This is a genomic window from Selenomonas ruminantium subsp. ruminantium ATCC 12561 (genome assembly GCF_000424065.1).
GTDB lineage: Bacteria > Bacillota > Negativicutes > Selenomonadales > Selenomonadaceae > Selenomonas_A > Selenomonas_A ruminantium.
In genome coordinates this window covers 63,626-88,638 of record NZ_KE384127.1, presented here as the reverse complement: position 1 = coordinate 88,638, position 25,013 = coordinate 63,626, and the positions used below count along the sequence as shown (strand labels likewise).

Genomic DNA, 25,013 nt, shown 5'->3' with positions numbered 1-25,013 from the left:
GTAAATAAGCGTAACGAACATTTTATGGCTTTTTGCTTTTTGTTATGTTCGTTATTGGTCTAAATCATTTGATGTTCATATCATACAACACTTTTATGCTTATTTCAAGCCCTTTTTGAATTATTTTTTCTTAAAATGCTTATTTTTTTCTATTTTATTCATAAAATGCTCAATTTACGTTTATTTTTGCTCTTGATTTATGCTTATTTTCACTTTATAATAGAATCAAGCAAATAAATTGTTATATTGCTAAATTTGCACAATAATAAGGAATAAAGGTACAAGGAGGTTTTCTCCATGAAAAATAGCAAAAGCGTCGTTTTCAAACGCCAGCAGGCTTTATTAAAGGAACTGCGGGAAGAAAAGACTATTGATGTGGAAACCATAGCCAAAAAGCTGGACGTTTCCCCCACCACCATCCGGCGGGATTTGATTATGTTTGAAAAACAAAAGTTAATTGAACGCTTCCACGGCGGTGCCACATTATTAGAAGAATCACTGCGGGAAGAAGATATCCCCACGGACAACCACGAAACCGAGAACAAGGAGCAAAAGCAGCTTATCGCGCGCTACGCCGCCGAACTGGTGGAAGACGGCGACACCATCTTCATCAATTCCAGTTCCACCGCTCTGCTGATGCTGGATTACTTAAAAGGAAAGCGTGTCATCGTGGTAACCAATAACGGTTTTGCCCTAAATCACCCCCATGATTCTCAGGTGGACATCATCATGACCGGCGGCGAAATTTACCGGCGCCGTAAATCGCTGGTCGGCGAATTCGCCCTGCACACCCTGACCAAAATCATCGCCGACAAAGCCTTTATCGGCGTAGGCGGCATCAGCGCCGACGGCGGTATTACCACCTCTGTACTGCCCGAAACCGCCATCAACGACACCATGCTGCGCCGCTGCCAGGGAAAACGCTATGTACTGGCTGCCAACAACAAAATCGGGCGCGAGCACAACTTCCACAGCGCCGACCTCAGTCAGGTGGACTGCCTGATTACCTGCCATGGCAGCAAAGAAAACAAACTCACCGCAATCAAAAACAGCGGCGTAGAAGTAGTCGAGCTGCATATTTAGTTTTGGTTTACATCGCAATATAAAGACGCCCGGTGGCTGCGGGTACTTTTCCTCTGCGCAAGCTTGTCAAACGCGACGGAAAAGCACCCGCAGCCACCGGGCTTAATGCTATCTTTATCTTATTGTTTTCAGTATCTCGATGTAAACCTATCTCCAGTACATCAACCTCAGCCTGCGACGGCAGGTGGTGTTTTCCACAGCTTTTGACAAGCCTGTCTATGGCGAAGGAAAATACTGCCTGCCGTCACGGGCGTCCTTTGCACCGACATGTAAGGCCCATCTCCTACCACGCCCAGCCCGCGACGGCAGGTGGTGTTTTCCGCAGCTTTTGACAAGCCTGTCTATGGCGAAGGAAAATACTGCCTGCCATCACGGGCGTCCTTTGCACCGAGATGTAAGGCCCATCTGCTACCACGCCCAGCCCGCGACGGCAGGTGGTGTTTTCCGCAGCTTTTGACAAGCCTGTCTATGGCGAAGGAAAATACTACCTGCCGTCGCGGGCGTCCTTGCACAAGAAAGCTCTTAGCGAAACAACTCCTTGCGGCGCGGATACAGCGCCTTATGCAGCAGCAGCCCCAGCACGCCGCAGGAAATCACCTCTCCCAAGCCGACACTGGCCATCATCAAGGGAATCGGCAGTTCCAAATCATACGCATAACGCAGGACAAAGGGAATGATCAGCATATTGGCCACAATCGGCGGCAAGATTGCCGCCGCAGGCTTCCAGCTGCGCAGTATCCGCGTCCCCACAGCCCCAATCAAAGTAGCCAGCGTCCCGAACACCACATCAGGCAGCGGTGCGCCACCAACAATATTGCCCAGCAGGCACCCAACCGTCAGCCCCGGAACCGCTGCTGCCGTAAACACCGGCAAAATCGTCAACGCCTCCGAAATCCGCACCTGCACCTCACTAAACGAAAACGGCGCAAACACCACCGTCAGCACCACATAAACCGCCGCAATCACTGCCGCCTGCGCCAAAAACCGCGTATATTTTCTCTGTTTCAAAAAACTCACACTCCTATCAAACACTTATCCAGACCTATCCCGCCACCTCGTTACAAGTCCAATTCAAGTACACAAAACCCAGCCCGCGGGGCAGGTGATGTTTTTCCGCAGCTTTTGACAAGCCTGTCTATGGCGAAGGAAAAATATTACCTGCCCCGCGGGCGTCTTTAGCATATAGATGTAAACATCATATCAGTACAGCCCAGCCAGGGAACAGGTGATGTTTTCCTCAGCTTTTGACAAGCCTGCCTATGACGAAGGAAAATATTACCTGCTCCCCGGCGTCCTTAGCACGCCGCTGTCAACAGCAAACGACCAAGCCCAGCCGCGGGACAGGTTGTGTTTTTCCGCAGCTTTTGACAAGCCTGTCTATGGCGGAGGAAAAATATAACCTGTCCCGCGGCGTCCTTTTATCCTGGATGTAAGCCAATCAATCACCAAGTTCCAGCCGAGAGAACAGGCGATGTTTTTCCGCAACGTTTGACAAGCCTGTCTAAGTGGAGGAAAAATATTGCCTGTCCTCTCGGCGTCCTTAGAGCCTCGCTGTCAACACAATCCCTGTTCCATAAAGCCGCGAATCGTCTTCATCACCCCATGCTCCGCATTGCTCGGCGCCACGAACCGCGCCGCTTCCTTCACCGGCGGATACGCATTTTCCATGGCATAGCTGTAATAAGCCGCCCCCATCATTTCCAAATCGTTCATATAATCGCCAAATACCGCGCATTCCTCCGGCTTCAGCCCCAGCCGTTTCTGCAGCGCCTTCACCGCCATGCCCTTATTGGCCCCCTTATTGGTCACATCTACCCAATACGCACTGGCCAGCACGACCTGCATGGAATCATAATACGGCGCAAATAACGGATAGATTTTCTCCTCTGCGTCCGCATCCGGCGTAAAAAACGAAATCTTAATCGGCTCATCGGCGATATCATCAAAGCTGTCCACAATCTCCACCGCCCGGAAATACTTCTTGAGTTCTGCCATCTGCGCTTCCGGCTGCTTATCCTTCAAGAGATACACCGTCTCCTTGCCACAGAGCACATTATAAACGCCCTCCACATCATTGACGCTATTGAAGATTTCCCGCGCCACATCGTGCTCGATAACATCTGAAAACAGCTCTTTGCCATGCTGCCGCACAATCGTGCCATTATCGCTGACAAAGATAAACCGGTCTTCATACTGCGGAAAACTCTTCAGCAGAGAATAATACTGCCGCCCGCTGGCCGGCGCAAACTGCACGCCGCGCTTATGCAGCTCTGCCATCACCTCATCAAACTCTGCCGGCAGCTGATTATTTTCGTCCAAAAGCGTACCGTCCATATCGGAAAGAATCAATTTGATCATATAAACTCCTCACTCAACCTTCAATCAATCTACACGCCCCAGCAAAGAATTGATATACTGCTGCGCCGTACGCCCCGACAGCCCCGAATGGCTCATCTCCCAGCGCACAGCCCCGGCCCGCAATTCCTCACTGGACAACTTAATCTGCGGGTAACGCGCCGCAATGGCCTCCACAATGGCAAAATACTCCTTCTGATTCGGCTTGAAATAGCCAATCGACAGGCCAAAGCGGTCGGACAGCGACAATTTTTCCTGTACTGTATCATTGGGGTGCAAATCCGGGTCTACAAACTCGGCCCGGTCATCTACCCGCTCCTTAATCAGATGACGGCGGTTGCTCGTGGCATAAATCAGGATATTGTCCGGCTTGACCTCCAGACCGCCCTCGATAACCGCCTTCAAATACTTGTACTCAATTTCAAATTCCTCAAAGGATAAATCATCCATATAAATGATGAATTTGTAATTGCGGTTCTTGATGCGCGCAATAATCCGCTGGAGATACTGGAACTCATGCTTATAGACCTCAATCATGCGCAAGCCCTGGTCATAATACTCATTTAAGATAGCTTTTATGCTCGTGGACTTGCCCGTCCCCGCATCACCGTACAAGAGCACATTATTCGCCTTGCGCCCCTGCACAAATGCCTCCGTATTGGCGACCAGCCGTTCCTTCTGGCTCTCATACCCTACGATATCGGACAGCTTGATGTCCCCCGTGGTGGTAATCGGCTCCAACAGCTGCCCGGTGATACCTATCTCCGGCGATACGCGGAACGCCTTATTCAGGCCTAACATGCCCACGCCATATTTGGCATAAAAATCCGTCACCACCGTAAAAAGTGCCGCCCCATCTGCAGCCCCGCCAATAGCCGCCGCAAGTTCACGTACCTTGTCGCTGACGCTCTTGTTGTAAATCTGCTCCGACTTGGCCACCGCCTGATAATCCGTCAAAATGGAAAAACAATCCAGCCCCAAAGCCCTTTCCAACCCGGAAAAATCATACTCCCAAAGCTTGCGGAAAATCGTCAGGTCATTTTCGGCAAAGCTGCGCACACTGCCCGAAGACGCCCCCCGCTTTTCGCAGACCAACGTGAACGGCGCTTCCGTCACCGAAAGCAAAAAAGCGAGATACGCCTGCCACAAATTGCCATCAAACCCATAACGGGTTGCCACATCGAGCAAACGATTGACCACAGCCAGCGTTCTCCCCGCCATCTCCTCACGGTCAAAACTGCCCGCATCCACACAGCGGCAGATTTCTGCCAAGTCAGACAAGATTCCCTCTTTATCCGCCTCACGGTAGATAACCAAGCGGTTGATCAATTTATACATAAGCGCCCTCCAATCCCCGATATCACCGTAAAAATCATCACTTTTCCATTGTAACACAAGCCCTTTGGACATGCAAAAAAGCCTTCCCCAAAAAGGAGAAGGCTCTTGCTGCACCACCCTGCGCAGCTTATTTATGATGATTGTAATCGTCTTTGATTTCGCTGACCACACGGTCATGACGTTTCTGTTCCTGCTTCATCTTCTTGTCGAACTCTTCTTCCGACAATTCGCCATGCCTTTTCTGATACTTCAGCGACAGTACATTCTGTCTGTGCGTACGTTCTTCCTCTTTCATGCGATGGCTGTACTCATTGTGCGTACCATCTTCATAAGCCGGCTTATCCGCAGCTTCCGTAACCGAAGTCATCGCCGTACCTGCGATACCAAAGCTGAACATACCTGCCAAAGCCAATGCCAAAACCTTTTTACCATTCACCTTTAACATTTTATCTACCCCTAACCTAAAATTACCATTTCTTAACTACGAAACCTACTATACAACTTATTTCTGTAAATCACATTAAATGAACATTAAAATTTCATTAAAAATAACTCCTCCTGCTCCCCCAAAACTGTCTCGAACAAAATCTCCCACCTAATATAACTTCGAATATCCTCCCCACCGAAACAGGCAAGACAAGCCAGGCAATAATTTGTAATAAACTTCTTTACACTCACCCCCTCCTTATGTTATAATATTTGTTGTTCAATCATGAACGACCTTGGAGAGGTGTCCGAGTGGTCGAAGGTGCTTGACTCGAAATCAAGTGTGGTTAATAGCCACCGTGGGTTCGAATCCCACCCTCTCTGCCATTGAGATTAAAGGGCTCGCGCGTTTTTGTGCGGGTCTTTTTTGCTGTGTTTTTTGAGGTGTCTGCGGGCAACTTGCGGGCAACAGGAAAGTATTATGTTTGGCACGGATAGCCGTTTTTCGGACATTTTTCGTTAGATGAGTCGGGACGAACAGGCAGATTTTTCTGCGCTGGTCGTCCCTTTTTTCATTTCATCTGACGTAATTGGTTTTTGTCACATTCGCCGAAGTCCACGACATTATCCATGTCGTTTTGAAGCCAGTCGCTGACGGCTGCCTTTTTTTCTTCATTAATATGTGTATAAATATCCATGGTAATCTGGATGGTGCTATGCCCCAACTGCTCCTGAATATCCTTGAAGTCAAAGCGGTGTGAGGCTTTCATGCGGCTGGCCATATCGTGGCGCAGCATGTGGAACGTGGTCTTGATGCCCAGCTTTTTGCGGACTTTGACGTATTGGGAGGAAAAGACGCAGGGGCTGATATAGGCCCCGTCCTTATCCGTGAACACCATTTCCGGGTGCTCCCAATGGCCGTTCTGCAGGCGAAGTTTCATTTGCTGAACCTTGTAAGCCGCAAGTTCCCGACAAAGGGCAGGCGGCAGATAAAGCTGGCGGCGGCTCTTTTCCGTCTTGGGTTCACTCAAAAAGACGGGATACGCATCCATGCCCGCTTCCTTCCGGCCGTTGACCAGTGCGTGACGAACTTTGAGCCAGCCTTCCTCCAGGTTCAAATCCTCCCAATGCAGGGCCAAAAGTTCCCCGCGCCTAAGGCCGGTCATAAACTCCACCAGCATCATCTGACGCCAGCAGTAATAAATGGAGGGTGCCTCAATCAGCGCCTCCCGCTGCTCCTTGGTGGGCGCGATAAAGGGCCGCTTGGGTGGTTTCTTGGGCAGTTCCAAATCCTCCGCCGGATTTTCGGGGATGATTTTCAGTTTGACCGCCCGCGCAAAGGCCATTTTCATGACCGTACGAAAATACTGGGCCTCCCGGTAATGGTTGTAAAGGCGCTTGTTGATGACATTTTGCAGGTCAAAGCTGCAGAGCGCCTCCAGGTCAATCCTGCCGACATATTCCTTGGCAATATCAATCATGAGCAAATAGCCGGCCGCCGTATTCTGACGGATATGGGGCCTGGAATACGTGTCAAACCAACGGTCAAGCCAAAGGCCTACGGTCATACGACTGGCCAGGATAGCTGTCTGGCTGGCATATTTTTCCTTGAGCGCGGCCAGCGCCGCCTGCGCCTCTTTGCGGGTGCGGGCAGATTTTGACCGCCGGATTAAACGTCCCGTCCGGCCATCATAGCCCACGGTGACCTGTGCCACCCAGCGATTGCGGGCCGTATCCTTGTAAATGGTGCCCTCACCGGCACCGCGATGGGTAGACTTGCTTTGCGTTGTCATTTCCTGTCACTCCTCTTGAGTAGATACAGGAAAGATGTGGATTTACTCCCCAGATTGTGGATAAATCTGTGGATAACTTGTGAATTTCTTGTGATTAATCGGTGGATAACCGGCAGGGTTGGTACTATTACGGATACATCTTCGGGTACAAGTGCGGGTACAACTGCGGGCACATTGTGCCCTGTGGATAGTCGCTATCCCTTGGGGCACAAGGCCTGCCAGAGTCCCTAAGACGTACCTAATTGGAAGACATAACCTATAAATAATAGTAGTGGGCAGAACGCCTGCCAAACACCGGTCTATAACGCCGTTGTTCAAGTTTTGCCGTAGGCAAAACTTCCTCTTGGCGTTTCAACGAGGCGGAAGTTTTACTCGCCGCCTGTTTGGCTATTCGTGCCCCTCACTGATGAGGCGAGAGGCATTTTCTTGCCTCGTTATATTGTGCTGTTTTTTTTGGTGCTTTTCTTGCTGCTGTTCATACTGGATAAAACGAGCTCCACAGCCTGGCGCTGCTCCGGAGAGAGCGCGGCCAGCTGCTCAACAATGCGGCGGTTCACGGTGTCCCGGTTGGCTCCCATGAGGTAGTCCACGGTCACATCGAAGAAGGCCGCGATGCGCGGCAGGCGGTCAACGCTGGGAAAGGAACGTCCCTGCTCCCAGTTGGCATAAGTCGTCAGCGGTACGCCGAGGATTTTGGCCATCTCACTTTGCCGGATGGAAAGCTCCTGCCGCAAGGATTTGAGCCGCCCGGGAAACAGGTTATCGCTGGCATCCTGGGCGTCAAGGTCGGCGAACCGTTCCGCCAGGTCAGGGCGTTCCGCGAGGATTGACCGGTCAGATTTTGCCGCACATGCTTTTATTTTATCGTTCACCTCTAATCCTCCTTTCACCCCTATTCTACCATAGTCTGGCACAAAATACCATAAAAATACTATTAAAATACGCTAAAATACCAATCTTTTAGTAGACAACACGAACAAACAATAGTATAATAAACTAACAGATGGGGATTATCAGGAAACAATCAATCAAATTCTAGTATTATAACGGATTCCGTTGATTTGTGTCCTCGTGGGTAGGATAATCCCGACCAAATAAGTGGAAAGGTGTGGAAAAAATATGGAAGAAACAATCAAGATTCTTTTATCGGTGCAGGAATTTGCCAAAATCACAGGGCTTGGGGAAAAGTCCATTCGGCGGCTGTCGCATGTGCAGGGCTTTCCGGCTATCCGCATCGGTCACCGCATCATGATTCACAAGCGGTCCGCAGAGGACTGGCTGGCTACTTGCGCCGCGCATCAGGACGCGTGCCTGCCCTCCATTGAACTCTGATGGATACGCTTGGCGGCTGGATGCAGGAAATCCGCTATTTTTACAAGCGGCAACTATCGTTTCCCCTGTCCACCCATGCGCAGGCGCTCTGGTCGTATCTGATGTACCGGGGCAATGAGGCGTTCTGGCATTTTCCGCTGCGGCTGTCGCTCATGGAGCTGGCGGGCGGCACGAAAATGTCGGTCACGATGGTCAAGCGCGCCCGACGGGAGCTGGAGGATTACGGCTATATCCGCCACCAGTCGTTTGGGGGCAACAAGCCCGCGGGGTATTACATCTTGTCCAATATCCATATCGGGCAGAAACTTGCGCCGCAGGTGGAACAAAGCGGGGAGGCGGTACAGACAGCGAAAGCACAGAAAAACGGATTGCATCTGGCATAAAATTTTTGGGATTCACCACAACGATTTTGGCTATTTCCCGTGAAGGGGTGCGGGAGGCGATTGCTTTTCCCCTTGCGGATTCCGCGCGCATTTTTGCGAGACGACAAAATAAGGGAGATGTCAAATTGAGCAGCATAGAAGATTCAGAAACAGCAGATTATGGACTATTTAGCGGCAGAACTGCCAGCGAATGCGTGGTTTTGGAGGTCTACCGGCGGGCGCGGATACCCGTCCGGTTTGACCGGTCAAAGATGGTGGCACTGGTCAACGGCAGGCCCGTGGCTCGCGTCGCCTACGAGAAAGGAGCGCGTCTTTCATGGAACGAAGTGTGAGATTACGACTGGACGGGCCGCAGGCCCTCTATATCGAAGATTGCCTAAAGCGGGAGGAGCAGGCGGCGCAGCTTTCTGCGGGAAAACCGTCCCTTGCCGCCTACTGGCAGCAGCTTTTGGCGCAGCGGCTCACCCGCGAGGGACTTATGCTCTGGGTGCCCCTGCATATCGCTCCCCACGGCATTGACCTGGCATCCGAGTTTGACCTGTCCGGCGGCGATATTTTGGATATTGCCCTGGCATTGGGGGATTTTGGCTACCCCCACATGGCACGGCTTTGGGCGCAGCTCTACGCCAGCCTTGCCTGGGACGTGGCGCGGGAAATCCTGCCCCGCTGCAGTATGCTCGGCAAAGACTATATCGACTTTGCCACCATCGAGGGCCGCAGGCTTTTTGCCGATGGCATGGAAAAACGCGACCACGAACACGGCATCCAAAAACGCCCGCCCTGCGGCGTGCGGGAATTTGCGGTGTTCCAAAAGTGCGGGGAGGCGTAAATATGGTATCAGCAAAAGCAGAAAAACTGCTCGCGGTAATTCAGGCAAAAGGCGGCGGCATATTGGACGAATACCTGCTGCGGGACAAAACCGGCCTAAGCCACGGCAGTATCGTGGCGGGACGCAAGGAACTCGAGATGGCGGGGCTGCTGCAACTGACCAAACAGGGCAGGAAACTCTACTATACGCTGACGGGTCAAAACGATACACCTTTGACGGGTCAGCCGCCCGTAGCAGTCAGTCCGGCCACTACGGTCAGTCCGGCGGGCGGCAGTCTCGCCCCTGCCCCGCATGTGGTATCGCCTGCACCCGCCGGAACGCAGGCAGCCCCCTCTCCACCGCCCGCCTCCGACGATACAAGCACCGCTGCCCCTGCAATGGCAGAACCGCCAAACAGCGACTCTGCCGCCGCCTTTCTCCCCGCCATGCCCCATATCGCGGGCACCTTCTACGACTTCGACGAATGGACGGACGCTCTGATGAACGCCCTGGGCGCCTGCATCTACATCAGCGAAAGCCTGACAGGCGACGGCACCTATACCGTCTACTCCCACGAATACGAAGGCGAGGACACCTATCTGACGGAAATGACCGAAGACGGCTTTATTGTGAGCTAGTATATCACCTCGCCCATAGATAGCATAAACAATCGTCAAAATGATTATTGCCAATCTGGGCGAGGCGGTACACGAGAGAAAGGAGCGTTCCATGCGCATATTTATCAATCCCGGCCACGCCCTCGGCGGTGCCCCCGACCCCGGCTGCGTAAATCCAGCCCTGACCCTGCGCGAATGTGACCTGGCCCTGACCTATGGCTCCCTCTGCGGCAAATACTTAGAGGCCGCAGGTTTAGAAGTCAAACTCCTGCAAAGCCATAACCTCTACGGCGAAGCCCCCGGCTACCCTTGCGTCGTGGACGCGGCCAACCACTGGCCCGCCGATATCTTCCTCAGCATCCACGTCAACGCCGGCGGCGGGCGGGGCGCAGAAACCTACTGCTACGACCTGCAAGGAGCGGGCGGAAGGCTCGCAGCCTGCATCCAAAACCAGCTCGTAAAAACCCTCTCCCCCTTTGACGCAGGCTACAAAGACCGCGGCGTCAAAGCCCATCCCTCCTTCTGCGTCCTGCGCAACACCACTATGCCCGCCGTCCTCGTCGAAACCGGCTTTATCGACAGTGAGGACGTAAACCTCCTCACCCGCCACGGCGACGACATAGCAAGAGCCCTTGCCCGGGGCGTGACGGATTACGCAAATTTTCTTGCCAGTGCGTAGGTGAGGTGGTATAATAAAGCTACAAATGAAGTAATGATGGTAGCCCACTGGGTTCACCGATAAAAGAGTCTGCAGCTTGGTAACCTGCGAGACTCTTTTATTTTGCCTGAATAGAGAAAAGGTGCTGTGATGAAATGCGAAATCATTTTATCCACGCACCAACTCTTACTTTATATGAAATGCTGTCTAATCCTTGAATGTCACACTGATGCCTTATTCAGCGATTGGACACAGATTTTTCGCTTTCTGCCGAAATTTACTCAATCTGACAAACATCTTGCTTTGCCACCTCCTTTTCGATAAACTATATTGAGAACATCTATCAGGAGGAACTTATGATTATACTCATCTTTCCCATCACGAAAATGGAGCCGCTCCCTTGATAATACTGGGGCATCGCGTAAGATATAAAGCCTCTCTTGACAAAAAAGCAATCTGCTGTTTATCCTGTCTATAGACAATGACAACTTCACAATACACTGTCAGAGGATGAGAGTATTCGCAAGTGACGATACCAAGGAACCGCATTATACTATGTTTCATTACAACTGTTTTGGGGAGGCCCTATGCAATTATTATATGTTTTTATCGGGTTCTTTATTAGCTCATCCGTATTGAAGTAAACACGAAACAAGGAGCATCTTTATGACACTGCGTCATTTCCAAATTTTTCTCTATGTCCACGATGAAGGCGGCATGACCCGAGCCGCCGAAAAACTGCATATTTCCCAGCCCTCGGTGAGTCAGGCCATTCGAGAGATGGAAGAGCATTATGGAACGAAGCTCTTTGAACGGCTGGGCAAGAAGCTTTTTTTGACCGTAGCTGGGGAAGAACTCTTGCAGTATGCCCGTCACATCGCCGGCCTTGTTAACCAGTCAGAATCTGCTATGCAGGATTTTGCTGACGGCTCGCCCTTGCGAATTGGTGCCACACTGTCTGTGGGAGAAAGCATATTTATCCCATTGCTGGACAGATTCCGCAAAATCTGTAGGCAGCGGGTATACTCGTACATTCACAATACTGCTACTTTGGAAAAAGCCCTGCTGAATGATGAATTGGATTTGGCCCTGGTAGAGGGAAACATACATTCTCCCTATCTGAAGGAACATCCCTTTATGGCCGATGAACTGGTATTCCTGGCTGCTCCCCATAATCCTATCCCTCGTACTATTTCCGACCTGTCCCAAATGCCTTTCATTACCCGTGAAGTAGGCAGCGGCACTCGGGAACTCTTTACGCGTATTATGACGGAACAGGGTATAAAACCTAAGATAATCGGCACCTACAATAATTCCGAAAGCATAAAGCAGGCGGTCATGGCAGGTTTTGGTATAGCTGTGCTGTCAGAACGGGTTGCCAACCATGAACTTGCTGCAGGCAAGCTGAGCAAGTTTGACATTCCAGGCATTTCCTTTACACGGACTTTTCGGATTGTCTGCCATGTCAATAAATATCAGACGCCAGCCCTGGAGAATTTCATTGACCTTTGCGGCAATTTTGATGATTATCATAGGTTATAACCTATGATAATCATCAAATCATAGTATTTTACAATTTCCCCAGCAAATGTTAGGATGTTTCCATAATGATATTCGAGGAGGCATCTTAACAAATGAAAAAAGAACACATACGCGGTATTTTGCTGGCGTTGGTCATTGCCATACCAGCCTGGCTTTTGGGCAAGCAGTTTCCTATTATCGGCGGGCCGGTATTTGGCATCCTGCTGGGCATGCTGCTGGCTGGAATAAAGCGCCCCACGGCCTTAGAGCCTGGCATCGCCTTTACAGGCAAAAAGATACTTCAATACGCCATTATCCTGTTGGGTTTTGAGATGAACCTCTTTCATGTGCTAGACATTGGCAGCCAGTCCTTTTCCGTCATGATATTTACCCTGCTAACAGCATTTATGGTAGCCTTGGTGGTAGGCAAAATGCTGCATCTTGACCGCAATACCACCACCCTTATTGGCGCAGGTACGGCCATCTGCGGCGGCTCAGCTATTGCAGCGATTGCTCCCGTTATTGGTGCCAAGGACAAGGACATCGCCTTTTCCATCTCCACCATTTTTCTCTTCAACGTTCTGGCTGTATTTATTTTCCCCTTTTTGGGCCATCTGATGAATATGTCTGACCTGGGCTTTGGCATGTGGGCCGGGACAGCGGTAAACGATACTTCCTCCGTGGTAGCTGCGGGGTATTCTTATAGCGAAGCAGCTGGTGGCCTTGCCACCATTGTAAAACTCACCCGAGCTCTGATGATTGTTCCGGTCTGCCTGATTTTTGCCCTGCTGATGGCACGGGAAAAATCAAGCAGTGGTGCTGGCTTTAACTTCAAAAAGATTTTTCCCTGGTTTATCCTGTGGTTTGTAGTGGCTTCCATTGTCAACACCACCGGCATTCTGCCGGAAGCACTCTCGCAAGCACTGGGCACCTGGGGCAGATTCGCCATTGTCATGGCCATGACGGCCATTGGCCTGAACACCCGGCTCGGGGAACTGGTAAAGCATGGCTTAAAGCCCATTTTCCTGGGGCTTTGCTGCTGGGCAGCGGTGGCCTGCATGTCCCTGCTGATACAGTATCTGATTGGTATTGTATAAGAGCAAATACTTATGCTGGTAAGTTTAATAATAAACTTAGTATACAGTTTTCAAGAAGCCGTCAGGTTTTTGCATGTGGGAAGTTTGAGATTATACTGAAATCCCTAGCTTATTTCTTAATTGCCGGCCTTTTTGAAATCGGTGGCGGCTATCTAATATGGTTGTGGCTCCGAGAAGGAAAAAGCATCTATTTTGCTCTTATGGGCGCTATCATACTTATCCTTTACGGCGTGATACCCACATTTCAACCTGAAGGAAATTTTGGCCGCATATACGCTGCATATGGAGGAATTTTCATTGTCATGTCTCTCCTATGGGTCTGGGGCATAGACCATATAACCCCAGACCGCTTTGACATCATTGGTGGTCTTATTGCCATGATTGGTGTCTTTGTCATCATGTACTGGCCTCGTTAATTTTATCAATAAAAGGCGCTGTGATGAAATGCGAAAGCATTTTATCCACAGCGCCTCATTTATTTGTTAAAATCCGCCCCCGTAGGAAGCTGTGTTTTTAAGTCTTCCGGCAGTTCCCGTGTCAGGCGGTACTCACTGACGCCCATAGGCTTACTCATATCTCGCAGGGAGTATTCCGCCACCACGTTGTTTTTGTTTTTGCAGAGAATCAGTCCGATGGAAGGATTGTCCCACTCGTGACGAAGCTGGCTGTCCACCGCTGACAGGTAGAAATTCAATTGACCGGCATACTCCGGCTTGAAGTCACCAGTTTTCAGCTCAATGACAAAATAGCACCGCAGATTCAGGTTATAGAACAAAAGGTCAATAAAGAAATCATCGCCACCCACATTCAGATGGTACTGCTGCCCCACAAATGCAAACCCCTTACCCAGTTCCAGCATGGTCTTGGTCACATCCTTGACCAATGCATCCTCTATATCCCGCTCCAGCATATCCTCCCGCATTTCGATAAAATCGAAAATATACGGATCTTTCATGGTATCCCGAGCCAGTTCACTCTGGGGCTTTGACAAAAGCTTGGAGAAATTGCTTATCTTCGGCGCCGTCTCCTGCCTCTCATAAAGCCGGCCCTCAATCTGATGCGTCAAAACATTTTTGGACCAACCATTTTCAATGGCCTTACGGGCATACCACAAACGCGGCTCCATATCCTTGACCTTTTCCATCAGAACAATATTATGCGACCATGGTAATTCTGCAGACACTGTCTGCAGAATCTCTTTGTCCGTCATAGCAGCAAATTTCTTCATATACCAAAGGTTACGCACAGAAAAGCCCTTCATCCGTGGAAAATCGCTTCTTATTTCAGCGGCCAGCCTTTCTACAAAAGAGTTTCCATAGGCAGCATTTTCATTCAGCAGCGTACCAATCTGCCAATAAAGCAAGATAAGCTGACTGTTGACCTGCAGAATGGTCTGGTACTGGGCCTGACGGATTTGAGCCTTTATGGTATTTATAAGCTGTAATTGCTCAGTGCTTGATACAACACTATCTGTTTTCATATGCAATATTCAATCTCCTTATTATGATGGATACAGGCCCGCAAGAGCATATTATCAATAAATCAGCCACCCATACTCTCCCGATAGCGTTTCTTGAACTGCATCAGATTGATGATTTCTGCCTGATCCATAGCCGGCAGTTCCGCAAACTCCCGAGCGAACCGGGCCGTCTTTCCCTCTGCCGGTGCCCTTCCATGCACAAGCTCATCCATAGAGGTACCATACAGTTCTGCAAAAGCAGCTAACTCGCTGGCGCTGACTTCTCGCTTCCCCGCCTCAATGGCCACAATTGTCGTCCGTGCCATCCCCATCTGGTTGGCCACAAACTCCTGCGTCAAATGCAGCGCCTTTCTAGCCGCCTTTAATCTCTCGTGCATGATTTCACACCACCTTTATAATCAGTTTACTTGAGCATGTCAGCCTTGTCAATGTAAAATGTCGTAAAATCCGACATTAATTGCGAATCCAATACCGCCATCGTACACAGACGGGGCTGACATTGACCAGTCAGCCGCCCACTGTTACTTTTGTCTTCAAACTTGAGGTTCCAATCTGACACCTCAAGTTTATTTCCATCCATCAACTGCTTGCGGGACGTACTGCGCGCCTCCCGCGCGTTACAATCCGGCATCCGCAGGCCGTGCCCTTGTCGGTCAAAATCAACAGGGAGAAGGACGGCACTGCGGGCAGCAAGGCTGCTCGTCGGTCATGCGTATTTGGTTTGTGTCCGGCTGCTGATGGAAAAGGAGTAAAACCTTGTCACTGGTTCGCTTATCCCGCAAGAGCATAGTGGACCCGTCAAGCGGGGCAGGACAGCGGTCACAGATTCGAGGTGTCCGTCGCTTTTGGTGGACAGCTGCGCCGTCCACGTTAGCAAGCAACCCCCAGGGATTACCGGCCAATTTCTCTAGCGGTCAGATTGTTGGACTGCATCTATTCCATCATTTCTTTATACTCATCTTCGTCCTTCTATGATTTCAGTTCAGAAGTCTATGCACTGAGTTATACTTTTTTGTCATGTTAAATAGTCACTCTAAAAAAATAGTATATCCCATTATAGGCGGAAACGATTATTTTTTTAAGGAAAAGGATTTGTGCGGTCAATGGCGAAGATAAAAGTATGGTTATGAACTTCATTATTGATATTCCGATAAACTTCTGTAATAAAAACAAACATATTGGAAATGATTATATCAAAGTAGTTATTTATAGAACAATAAAGGTGATATTATGTATTTAATAAGTTGGACTGACGAATGCTACGATTTTAACTTTTGTTATGGATTTAAGTCCTTATATGATGCGCGTCATTGGACTGATAAAGGATATAAAGTAAATCAGAAAATAGAAAAGATGTATAAAGTTGTTATTAAAAATAATCATAGCATCATAAAACGAGGATTTAATAGTCTAGAAGAAGCTAGGTCGTTTGTAACTAGAAACACAAAAGAAAATGATGATTTTGTTATATCTCCGCCAAGTTTTACCCGAAATTACAATTATAAAGATGATATTGGATATATGTATATATTAATCAACCCTGCAATTCCTGACCTAATCAACTTAGGTTTTACACTAGATGAACCCAATAAGATCCTAGAAATAATGTCCGCCGGCACAGGTATGCCAGCAGAATTTATTATGGCGTATCAGCAAATAATTTATAATTTTTACGAGACAAAACAAAACATAAAAGATTTATTGCTTGATTATTTAATAAAAGGAACTAGAAATTTTTATAAAATAAAGATAAAAGATGCTCTAGAAATCACAAAAAATAATATTATTAATATGCGTGATGATAAAAAACCACCTATAAAAAGGAAACAAATTTTTGTAATATCAAAAAAATATAATGTTACAAAATATTATCCTTTTGAAAACGAAATAGAAGCTAAGGAATTTGCAACAGCGTTACATTCCATGTGTTGGAATGTATTCATGAAATATAATAGTAAAAAAATATATGCTTTAGCCGGTTCTAGGGGTGGCGGCATTGGATTTACAGATTATATTGAAGTTGATAATTATGATTGTATAGATAAATATATTATAACGTCTAGAAATGATAGGGATGAATTGAGATGTAAAGGGTACATATACATACTAGAAAATGAGTTCATGCCAGGGCTATTAAAGATTGGAAAAACAAAGCAACAGCCTGTCAAAAGAGCTCGTGATATTTCAAGAGGGATAAATATACCAGGCAAATTTACTGTCTCATATAAAAGAATAGTGAGTGAATATACAGAATGTGAGAGAACTATTCATAAATTACTATCGGATTATAGATACAATGAAGATAGAGAGTTTTTTTCTATCTCGTTAAACGATGCAGTGAGAATTATAGATTCTTATATAGATTCTTTACCCGATTGCAGGGATGATGAAAATTCCATAAATCTTTTTCAATAACTCAAACTCCGCATAGTCGAAACAATCCTACGGATACAGGTACGGAGTTATGGGTAGAAAGCAAAAAGATGGGCGCCTAACTGTCAAAATTGACCGGTCAGCCGCCCGCCTTCGTCATTTTTCAAACCGCCTAAGTTCCTGTATCAGCTCCCCCAGCTTATCGGTGAATTTATCCATTGACTTCTGAAAGCTGGTCAATAGGTAGAACGTCACGACAATGGGAAAGCCCACAGCCGAAACGGCGGTGAGTATGGTCTGCTCCATCTTTTCGCCCCCTTATGGCAGGAGCTGTTCATCCACAATCCGCAGGTACATGTGCTTGACCGCGGTTGCCCGCCCTCCGTTTTCCGACAGGATAAGCCCGCGTTTCAAGAGTTCAAACATGGCCATGCTGACCTCTCTTTGCGTCAAGTCGCTGCGCGGGTTCGGGATGGAAAGGGTCATGGTTCTGCCATTATCCAGCCAAAAAATAATCATCAGCGTTGTTTCTACCACAGGTCAGCCCCTCCTTATTCGGTCAAATCACAGCAATCTGCACGGTCAATACTATGCAGGGGAAGTGTCTGCAATGCGGCAATGGTCTTGCCGGCAAAGAGCAGGTCATCGTCCGTCGCCTCGGGATTGACCCGCAAATGAATAATTTTACAAACATCCCGGTTATTTTCACAGCCAATCACACAGGCAATTTTCAGGTTCGTCGTCGAATTCACGCGCATGCTCGTCCCTCCTTACCAAAAGAGGCCGCTAGTCTGCGGCCTCCTCTACGTCTATTCAGCGGCAATTACGCCAACTCCGTCTCCTCAATGGTGCGGACATAAGCCCGTTTGAAGGCGCTCACCGGATTTCCGGCAGAAAGGACGGCCTTCTTGGCCACGATTTCATCTGCCGCCGCAGATACATCCGCCTTGGTCACATCCGTGCGCGGGTCGGGGATGGAAATGGTGGTATTTTTGCCGTTTTCCACCGCGAACTCAATCAAAAGCGTTTCTTTCATGGTCTAGCCCTCCTTAATGTTCTTCTGCCAAGGAACTAGCGTCAATGCGCCCAATACCGTCAACGGGATATTTCTGCAAATTGCTGAGCTTCTGCCCAATGGAAAGCACGTCCCCGTCCTCCAGCTCTGGATTGACGGAAAGATTGACGTAATCATGGGTGTCCTTACCTGTGCTAGACGTGCCCTTTACACGGGTGATTTTCAGCGTAGTGGTCTGTTTCGAACGAATGGTAGGCATAATTTTCCCTCCTTCATAAAAACGCATAAAAGCCGCAAGGTCATCACCCCTGCGGCTTCTATGCGGAATGACAACCCAAATATATCTAAGCGCAGTCTCGCGCCAGATAGCGTAAAATTTGTCATTTCCGATATGTATTCAGTTAGGATTTACACGGGAAAGTTCTTTCAATTCCTATATTATGGAGTTGACCGGTCAAATGCAAGGATTTTTTTCCGCCCCCCACTTGAAACTGACGTAAAAAATTGTCCAATATAAATTTCATACTAAATAGCACAAAGAAGCTACTGACCAGTCATTTGACCAATCAGTCTCCCACTTTACCTCTCATGGTAAAGGTAAACCGTGTATTACCGGAGGCTAGTTCATCAGCAAGAATATTTATTTCTCAATGATTCTTGTACATATTAAGTATGAAAAATTTTATGTGAATAGTAAGCCATAAATTAGCATTACACCGATAAATGCAATACCAGACCAAATCGAATAATCATCTGTTGTAATATCACTATCTTTGATTGATTCTTGTGCAGAATTATCTAAACTCTGTTTAGAATTATTTAAGGAAGTACAATCATTCATTATCGAAATATTTTCCTTTTCTATTTCTGCAGTATTCTTTTGGGGAGACTCGCTATCATGTAGCGTTGTGATATCACTAATTGTTCCCTCTAGTTTTATTGCTTTTGCACCACAGTATATACAGAAATCAACATCATTTGAAAGCTTTTTACCACATTTGTGACAAAACAAAATAGCCACCTTCTTTTATAGTCCCATAGAGCGCTTAACCGATTCTCTAATAGCTTGCTGGGATATTGTCTTTATGACCATAGATAGGCCGAAGAAGATAAACATCAAAATGGTAAAAGTAAACATTTTGCCATAATTTTTTTGTTTATAACTAGCCCGTATTGCTCTACAATAGTATGACATCCCTATTACAAATATAATCCAGAAAAGTAACATTAAGTATCACCTTCTTCCTTCATTTGTTCAATTAAGCATTGCAATTAATCATTGTTCTAACCAAATAGTATATAATACTCCCGCTGCCCAAAAATAATTAGAGACCCTAGAAGGATTGTCATTATATGGACATATTTCAGTTATAAAATAAGCATCATTTTTATTTAGTATTAAGTATGTATAAACAGTTTGTCGTTCAGACTTATCTGTCTGTTGTGTCGATAGCGTTACATAATATTCTATTTTATTGTATTTAAAAGCTTCCGAGTTCTTTAGATGGACTCTGGCATGTCTCCTTTCAGCTAAATCTTTAATATAATTAGACATTGCGTCTTGAACTCTTCCTTCATCTTTTTTAGGGATATCGCTTAATTTCTTATATTCTTTTAGAATGTCATTTAGGGGAAGAACTTCTATTACAAGCCTATGTTCACCATCCGATGAATAACCTAAAAACTCTGCGATGCTATCGTTTTGTTGTATAGCCTTTAAATCTGTAGAAAGTTTAAAGGCTATATCTTTAAAATAAATTGCTCTTGTATCGAGAATATCTATATTTTCCTTATTAAAATAAATTGTAGTAAGTCCATAGTCGTCAGAAAAAATTGTCTTTTTTTCTTCAATCTCTTTCTCATTTTGCTTTTGCCACTCCATATATTGTTGATGTTCTACTTCTTCTTTATGTTTTTGATACTTTTGATTCGCAAGACCCCCTATAACAAGTATTAATATTACACCTAAAATACATGCTGTAATTTTTTTAGGAGTTATCCCGTTTTTATTATAAGATTCTAAACATGAATTCTTAGTAGAATCTGGTTGAACTTTGGGAGAGCCACACTTTTGACAGAATAACGCTTCCACTCTGTTTTTTGTATTGCAGTTTTTACATTGCCAACCATCATCGACTAATTTTTCTCCACATTTTGGGCAAAAGATACTTTCATCATTATCTAAATGGATATTGCATTTTTTACAAAACCTTGACATGTTCTCAACTCCATTCTTTAGTTTAATGCTATATATTAAAAAAACAGTACCGTCTGTGAAATACGAGCAATTCCAAGGTCATAGAGATACTTTCTAAACAAAATTAGTTGTCTTCATTATACGAAACGGAGGAGGTCTCTGCTATTTAATTTCAGATAACCTGATTTAATAATTATTGGACAGTTTTACAACTGCTAAGTTTGAAATATTTTATTACCTTATTCGCCCTATATTATCATATTCCCTTCCTATGTCCAAATTTCTCTAAAGGATATCGCCCCCGTGTCGGTGCTGACGTGGATAGCGCAGCTGTCCACCAAAAGCAATGGACACGCGTTGCCAGTGACGGGTTACACCGGCGGCGGTCTGTCTGGCGGAATGACTAAGCGCTGGAAGGAGGAAAGCTCACACCCCGGCGGAAATAGTGCGAAGACTTGAGCACCCGTCGGGCGCGTGAGATTGACGACTGGAACGCCGCAGGAATAGAGCCGGACTGTCCGCCGCCCCCACCTTTCCTGCCACGCATAGCCTTTTATTAGGGCGGGGCGGTGTTCTTCTGCGACGTGGACAGGGACAGTTGGTGCCGGTCGCAAGGTCGGCACCAGCGTCCATGTCCACCAAAGCAGCGGGACACCGCTATGGGTGGGATTACGCATGAACGACTAGCAGGCTTCTCCCCCCCCTTCTGACCAGTAATAGGCACTGAGGGCAGGGGGTATGGCGGCGCGAGTTATCCTGCTCCGCTCTCGCTGGCCGCCATAGTCGCCCCGACCGCAGGGAGGGCTGCCGAGCCCCCTGTCCCCCTAATCCGCAGCACCTTATTCCCCTTCCTGACCGAGGAGCCACAGCACCGCAGGGCAGGAAAACGGGGGAAAGAGGGTAGGCCCCGCTGGTCGGGGCCGTAGGGGGAAAGGGGGCGGAGAATGGACGCGGATGTGTCCATGTGCAGAGACGGCCCCCTGCCCTTAGTGCCGCCCGCCTTGCTGCAGATTTTGACCGACAAAGCTGCGGCCTGCGGATGCCGAGCAGTAACGCGCGGGAGGTGCGTCCGCACGTCCCGCCACAATCGCCCCCTTGCGCATTAACTTTTGAAAAATATTTACCCATATCAAAATTGACTGGTCAATTTATGTCCGTATCTTTGATAGCTACGTGCGGATAGTACTACAATTTGGACGAGATACGTTAGTGTCTCTGGCGACGTGGACAGGAAAGGCGGGAATGCGAAGGCAGCCCCGCCTTTCCTGTCCACCAAAGCAAAGACACCGCAGGGCGGGAAACGCCTTAACAGCAGGCTGACACCATCCCCATTTTAGGCTCTCCAACCATTTTTTGACCAATAGAATCGTTCAAAAATATGCCGAATCGTTCGAACGAATCACGCACGTTTTTCCACATATCGCCCGTCAAGCCTTTCATCATAAGCATTCTTAACCCCTTTAGCATAATAAAGAATCGTTCGAAATTTTATCAAATCGTTCGAATCAACTCCTGACAAAAAACACCCCGGCAAAAGTCAATTCTGCCGGGGTGCTATATCTTCCACATCTTTCCTAAAAAATGTACTTATTTCATGGACACAAACCATGACAATTCTTGACACTCCCCATGTGTAAACGCAGGGGATTCTTAATTCAACGACCGTAGCGAGTTGGCCTAAGTCAACTCGTCTTACACAATCTCCAAAAGCGTAGATTCCCGTGTGTCCCACGGTATTTGTGTATGCGAATGCTTGTTATCTTTACAGCGGTGAGGTCTTTAAATCACCGCAGGTTGATACACGCAACCTCAACCTGCTAAGAACTGGTTGCCCATGGCCTTGTTTTTCGATTCGTCCAGTTTCTATCGTAGCAGGGCTTCTCCTTTCTTTCGTATTCTTTAGGTTAAATCTATTATACTACGAAAGTTAGCAGTTGTCTGCCTTATATCCCCATAGCTAAAGCTAGGGGTTTTACGGCGGTTTGGATAAAAATTTAGCCTGGAAACTCTTTTCGTTTATGAAAAAATATCAAAAAACTATTGATTTTCATTCTCAATAATGCTATATTATATTCAGGCTTTCGTTAAAGCTCTCCTAAAATATAATACACAGCCAAGAACCGGACGTACTGCTCATACGTCCGGTTCTTTGTCAATTTTTCATTAGTTCAGCATCACTGGTAATAGCATCCGTAAGCCGCTGCTGGAAATCCTGCATGGTCATCAGGCCGTCCGGATTGGCATGGATATTTTGCAAATGCAAGGGCACTGCCTGTGGCGGATTATCTGCATCGATAGGCGTTTTTCCCTGCAGCTGACTGGTCGAAGGATAGACCAGCTTTAAGGCCACAAAACGTTCCCCCTCCTTATTCTGCCATTCTTCTGCCACCAGCTTGCAGCCGATAGGGGCTTCCTGCTCGATGGTTTCCGGCAGGGCAGCCTGCTTGACCTCCAAAGCGCCCATCACCGAGGCAATATTGGTATCATGGCCGCACAGGAAGGTGAACTTTCTCCGCTGAAGGTTCATTTCCTCCTGGAAAATGGAGAGCACAGGCCGTGCCAGAGCCCTGGAAAGGGTGGGCAGATGCCGGTAGACATGAATCCCCAAATCCTTGACCGCCGCAATATCCCGCCATTCGTTAAACGACAGCTCATGCCCGAAACTTGCCCGGCTGTCGCCCAGCTCATAATACTGCAAAGTCAGGGCATCGCAGGCGGTCATCAGCGGACGGATAGAACCGCCAAAATGGACACCATTCTGGACAGTCACCTTAAACTCGCCCGTGTTGATTTCCGGATTGTCCAAAAGTGCCGCCGCTGTCTTCACGCCAGCGCTCACACTTTGCGTCAAGGCAGAATCTCCGCCCAATGCTGCAAGTTCTGCTGTCAGATTTTCATCAAAGGGCGCCTTATGCCCCCCCTGCCCCGGCAGGAATACCGGGTCAGCGTCATTTACATGGCCCTTGTACTTGACCGGCACCTCCTGGGGGAACATACCTGCGGCAAAGCCTTTAGCCGTAGCAATGGTACGCTGGAACGCATTTGCATAAAAGAGAATATCCCTTGCTTCAGGCTGATAACCGGCAGAGAACAGTCCTTCCTTTTGGAAATAAAGACGGCAGTACGCCCCCATCTTTTTTTCCAGCTGCGCACCATGGGCGGTAAGCTCCCCCCCATTTACACCAAAATCATGCCACTCGTGCGTGGTAATCTTTCCCAGTTTCTCCGGACTGGCCAGTGGTGCCCGAATATTATGCCGTGACAGGACAACAGCCTGCACCAAATGATACTTACTGTGAAATGCGTCCTGCGGTACAGCTTCCACCAGCTGACCAGTAGCTGCATAGCATAGTGCTGCCAGTAATAAAAATAGTTTTCGCCAGAACATCTTTACCCTCCTAAGCAGTCTTAGCGGCTGCTTTTTCTGTTAAAACGGACTTAATCGCACCTGTTGGACACTTTGCGAGGCAGGTTGCTTCCGTACATTCCCGGCACTTGCTGCTGTCCACTACCGCGACAAAATTATCAATCTTAATGGCGCCATGCGGGCAATTGCGCATACACAGGCCACAGCCAATGCAGGCATTCTTGCAGAGTTTCTTGGCTGCCGGGCCTTTATCATGGGAGCTGCACAAGACCTCCACAGGGTCATGAAAACCTTTCAAGGTCAAAATCGCCTGCGGGCAGGTTGCTACGCACTTGCCGCAGCCGGTACAGATATCCTTATCCACCACAGGCAGGCCGTCTGCCCCCATGCTCATAGCGCCAAAAGGACAGGCCTTGACGCAGTTGCCAAAACCAATACAGCCAAACTTGCAGCCCTTTGGGCCGCCCTGAATGAGTTTGGCCGCCGCACAGTCCGGCACACCCTCGTAATGGGCCGCCATGGCGGCAGCGGTTTTCGTGCCGCGACATTTTAGCGCAGCATACTTAGGTTCTGTCACTTCGGCTTTTTTGCCTGTAAGTTCAGCAACTTTAGCCGCCACAGCCGCCTTGCCCGGCACGCAAAGATTCGGGGCAACGCTGGGGTCTTCGACCACGGCTTCAGCATATTTGGCACACCCCGCAAAACCACAGGCGCCGCACTGCCCTTTGGGGAGGATTTCCTCCACCTCGTTAATCAGCGGATTCACCGCCATATAAAATTTCTTATCCGCTAGTGCCAGTACGATGCCGAAAAACAGACCGACACCGACCAGCACGACGATAATCATCATTGCTTTTTCCATTTATCTCCACCTCATCCGTTACCTCTTGAAGGAAATGAATATATTCCAGGACCAGCCTTTAATAAATTGCAGTTTGTCGTGGAGTTCAGTTCGTGGTAAAGGTATCTTGTTCATACGTGGGCAGGGGCGAACGGGGGAGTACTTTTTCTGATTCCGCTAAACGACCCTCCCTGACAGAAATCGCTGTTTAGCTATATGCGCCGGGCAGGCCAGCGGCGCGTCTTTCAACGTGCTTTCTAGTTGCTGCCTGCGTCGGGCCGGCCTTCACTGCGTTCAGGCAGTCGCTCCTACAGAAAAAGCACTCCCCC

At 48.0% G+C, this 25,013-nt stretch carries 29 protein-coding genes and 1 tRNA gene; 12 read left to right on the top strand and 18 right to left on the bottom strand.

Features of this window, described 5'->3' with window-relative positions; all coding sequences use genetic code 11:
* The first annotated feature begins 297 nt into the window (after positions 1 to 297).
* The gene (locus G598_RS0115955; RefSeq protein ID WP_026767759.1) at positions 298 to 1,083 is read left to right on the top strand and encodes a DeoR/GlpR family DNA-binding transcription regulator; all 786 of its coding nucleotides are present in this window, start codon (positions 298 to 300) and stop codon (positions 1,081 to 1,083) included.
* Positions 1,084 to 1,605: 522 nt separating this feature from the next.
* Here the strand turns inward: G598_RS0115955 and G598_RS0115950 are convergent.
* The 4 genes from G598_RS0115950 to G598_RS0115930 form a co-directional block, all read right to left on the bottom strand.
* A complete protein-coding gene (locus G598_RS0115950; protein ID WP_026767758.1) occupies positions 1,606 to 2,091 on the bottom strand; it encodes a QueT transporter family protein in 486 nt (161 codons plus the stop codon).
* Between the two features lie 546 nt (positions 2,092 to 2,637).
* Complete coding sequence (locus G598_RS0115940; protein WP_026767757.1) at positions 2,638 to 3,441, bottom strand: HAD family hydrolase; 804 nt, start codon at positions 3,439 to 3,441, stop codon at positions 2,638 to 2,640.
* A 24-nt stretch (positions 3,442 to 3,465) separates the two neighbouring features.
* Positions 3,466 to 4,776, bottom strand: coding sequence for an ATP-binding protein (locus G598_RS0115935; RefSeq protein ID WP_026767756.1), 1,311 nt, complete (start codon positions 4,774 to 4,776; stop codon positions 3,466 to 3,468).
* A 127-nt stretch (positions 4,777 to 4,903) separates the two neighbouring features.
* A complete protein-coding gene (locus G598_RS0115930; protein ID WP_051180448.1) occupies positions 4,904 to 5,221 on the bottom strand; it encodes a hypothetical protein in 318 nt (105 codons plus the stop codon).
* 279 nt (positions 5,222 to 5,500) lie between these two features.
* On the opposite strand from G598_RS0115930, the gene G598_RS0115920 reads away from it, so the two are divergent.
* Positions 5,501 to 5,589, top strand: a tRNA-Ser gene (locus G598_RS0115920).
* Positions 5,590 to 5,774: 185 nt separating this feature from the next.
* On the opposite strand, the gene G598_RS0115915 is transcribed toward G598_RS0115920, so the two are convergent.
* Both G598_RS0115915 and G598_RS18825 read right to left on the bottom strand, forming a co-directional pair.
* Positions 5,775 to 6,995 carry a site-specific integrase gene (locus tag G598_RS0115915; RefSeq protein ID WP_026767754.1) on the bottom strand — a complete coding sequence of 407 codons (1,221 nt, stop codon included), beginning with the start codon at positions 6,993 to 6,995 and terminating at the stop codon, positions 5,775 to 5,777.
* A gap of 434 nt (positions 6,996 to 7,429) precedes the next feature.
* Positions 7,430 to 7,867, bottom strand: coding sequence for a helix-turn-helix domain-containing protein (locus tag G598_RS18825; RefSeq protein ID WP_051180445.1), 438 nt, complete (start codon positions 7,865 to 7,867; stop codon positions 7,430 to 7,432).
* Between the two features lie 247 nt (positions 7,868 to 8,114).
* Here G598_RS18825 and G598_RS18295 point away from each other — a divergent pair, with 247 nt between their 5' ends.
* From G598_RS18295 to G598_RS0115865, 9 genes are all read left to right on the top strand, one after another.
* Entirely contained in the window at positions 8,115 to 8,327 is a 213-nt protein-coding gene (locus tag G598_RS18295) for a helix-turn-helix domain-containing protein (RefSeq protein ID WP_037364807.1), read from the top strand.
* Positions 8,327 to 8,710, top strand: a complete 384-nt coding sequence (locus G598_RS0115900; protein WP_026767753.1) for a helix-turn-helix domain-containing protein — start codon at positions 8,327 to 8,329, stop codon at positions 8,708 to 8,710. Before G598_RS18295 ends, G598_RS0115900 begins: the two co-directional genes overlap by 1 nt.
* A gap of 26 nt (positions 8,711 to 8,736) precedes the next feature.
* On the top strand, positions 8,737 to 9,042 hold the full coding sequence (locus tag G598_RS19990) for a hypothetical protein (RefSeq protein WP_211221602.1): 306 nt from the start codon (positions 8,737 to 8,739) through the stop codon (positions 9,040 to 9,042).
* The gene (locus G598_RS0115890) at positions 9,027 to 9,539 is read left to right on the top strand and encodes a hypothetical protein (protein ID WP_026767751.1); all 513 of its coding nucleotides are present in this window, start codon (positions 9,027 to 9,029) and stop codon (positions 9,537 to 9,539) included. The genes G598_RS19990 and G598_RS0115890 overlap by 16 nt, the downstream gene beginning before the upstream one ends.
* On the top strand, positions 9,524 to 10,156 hold the full coding sequence (locus tag G598_RS0115885; RefSeq protein WP_157833381.1) for a hypothetical protein: 633 nt from the start codon (positions 9,524 to 9,526) through the stop codon (positions 10,154 to 10,156). Before G598_RS0115890 ends, G598_RS0115885 begins: the two co-directional genes overlap by 16 nt.
* A 40-nt stretch (positions 10,157 to 10,196) precedes the next feature.
* Entirely contained in the window at positions 10,197 to 10,814 is a 618-nt protein-coding gene (locus tag G598_RS0115880; RefSeq protein WP_419185363.1) for an N-acetylmuramoyl-L-alanine amidase family protein, read from the top strand.
* A gap of 645 nt (positions 10,815 to 11,459) precedes the next feature.
* Positions 11,460 to 12,335: a LysR family transcriptional regulator gene (locus tag G598_RS0115875; RefSeq protein ID WP_026759374.1), complete on the top strand. Its 876-nt coding sequence runs from the start codon at positions 11,460 to 11,462 to the stop codon at positions 12,333 to 12,335.
* Between the two features lie 92 nt (positions 12,336 to 12,427).
* Entirely contained in the window at positions 12,428 to 13,411 is a 984-nt protein-coding gene (locus tag G598_RS0115870) for a YeiH family protein (RefSeq protein ID WP_026767748.1), read from the top strand.
* A complete protein-coding gene (locus G598_RS0115865) occupies positions 13,348 to 13,827 on the top strand; it encodes a YnfA family protein (protein ID WP_336433150.1) in 480 nt (159 codons plus the stop codon). Before G598_RS0115870 ends, G598_RS0115865 begins: the two co-directional genes overlap by 64 nt.
* A gap of 59 nt (positions 13,828 to 13,886) precedes the next feature.
* Here G598_RS0115865 and G598_RS0115860 read toward each other — a convergent pair whose 3' ends face one another.
* From G598_RS0115860 to G598_RS19895, 3 genes are all read right to left on the bottom strand, one after another.
* Positions 13,887 to 14,891, bottom strand: a complete 1,005-nt coding sequence (locus G598_RS0115860) for a PDDEXK nuclease domain-containing protein (protein WP_037364834.1) — start codon at positions 14,889 to 14,891, stop codon at positions 13,887 to 13,889.
* Positions 14,892 to 14,953: 62 nt separating this feature from the next.
* Complete coding sequence (locus tag G598_RS0115855; protein ID WP_037364803.1) at positions 14,954 to 15,268, bottom strand: helix-turn-helix domain-containing protein; 315 nt, start codon at positions 15,266 to 15,268, stop codon at positions 14,954 to 14,956.
* A 26-nt stretch (positions 15,269 to 15,294) separates the two neighbouring features.
* A complete protein-coding gene (locus G598_RS19895) occupies positions 15,295 to 15,522 on the bottom strand; it encodes a hypothetical protein (protein WP_157833380.1) in 228 nt (75 codons plus the stop codon).
* Positions 15,523 to 16,121: 599 nt separating this feature from the next.
* Between G598_RS19895 and G598_RS18820 the strand changes: the two genes are divergently transcribed.
* A complete protein-coding gene (locus G598_RS18820; protein WP_051180443.1) occupies positions 16,122 to 17,306 on the top strand; it encodes a GIY-YIG nuclease family protein in 1,185 nt (394 codons plus the stop codon).
* 114 nt (positions 17,307 to 17,420) lie between these two features.
* Here G598_RS18820 and G598_RS19575 read toward each other — a convergent pair whose 3' ends face one another.
* From G598_RS19575 to rnfB, 9 genes are all read right to left on the bottom strand, one after another.
* Positions 17,421 to 17,570, bottom strand: coding sequence for a YvrJ family protein (locus G598_RS19575; protein ID WP_071837954.1), 150 nt, complete (start codon positions 17,568 to 17,570; stop codon positions 17,421 to 17,423).
* Between the two features lie 12 nt (positions 17,571 to 17,582).
* Positions 17,583 to 17,801 carry a DUF2922 domain-containing protein gene (locus tag G598_RS0115835; protein ID WP_051180441.1) on the bottom strand — a complete coding sequence of 73 codons (219 nt, stop codon included), beginning with the start codon at positions 17,799 to 17,801 and terminating at the stop codon, positions 17,583 to 17,585.
* A gap of 14 nt (positions 17,802 to 17,815) precedes the next feature.
* A complete protein-coding gene (locus G598_RS0115830) occupies positions 17,816 to 18,022 on the bottom strand; it encodes a DUF1659 domain-containing protein (RefSeq protein ID WP_026767743.1) in 207 nt (68 codons plus the stop codon).
* 65 nt (positions 18,023 to 18,087) lie between these two features.
* Entirely contained in the window at positions 18,088 to 18,300 is a 213-nt protein-coding gene (locus G598_RS0115825; RefSeq protein ID WP_026767742.1) for a DUF2922 domain-containing protein, read from the bottom strand.
* A 13-nt stretch (positions 18,301 to 18,313) separates the two neighbouring features.
* Entirely contained in the window at positions 18,314 to 18,538 is a 225-nt protein-coding gene (locus G598_RS0115820; RefSeq protein ID WP_037364800.1) for a DUF1659 domain-containing protein, read from the bottom strand.
* A 423-nt stretch (positions 18,539 to 18,961) separates the two neighbouring features.
* Complete coding sequence (locus G598_RS0115815; RefSeq protein ID WP_071837995.1) at positions 18,962 to 19,300, bottom strand: zinc ribbon domain-containing protein; 339 nt, start codon at positions 19,298 to 19,300, stop codon at positions 18,962 to 18,964.
* 255 nt (positions 19,301 to 19,555) lie between these two features.
* Complete coding sequence (locus G598_RS0115805) at positions 19,556 to 20,497, bottom strand: zinc ribbon domain-containing protein (RefSeq protein ID WP_026767738.1); 942 nt, start codon at positions 20,495 to 20,497, stop codon at positions 19,556 to 19,558.
* A gap of 2,131 nt (positions 20,498 to 22,628) precedes the next feature.
* Positions 22,629 to 23,864: a histidine-type phosphatase gene (locus G598_RS0115795; RefSeq protein WP_026767737.1), complete on the bottom strand. Its 1,236-nt coding sequence runs from the start codon at positions 23,862 to 23,864 to the stop codon at positions 22,629 to 22,631.
* Positions 23,865 to 23,874: 10 nt separating this feature from the next.
* On the bottom strand, positions 23,875 to 24,705 hold the full coding sequence (gene rnfB / locus G598_RS0115790) for an RnfABCDGE type electron transport complex subunit B (protein ID WP_026767736.1): 831 nt from the start codon (positions 24,703 to 24,705) through the stop codon (positions 23,875 to 23,877).
* Between the last annotated feature and the right edge of the window lie 308 nt (positions 24,706 to 25,013).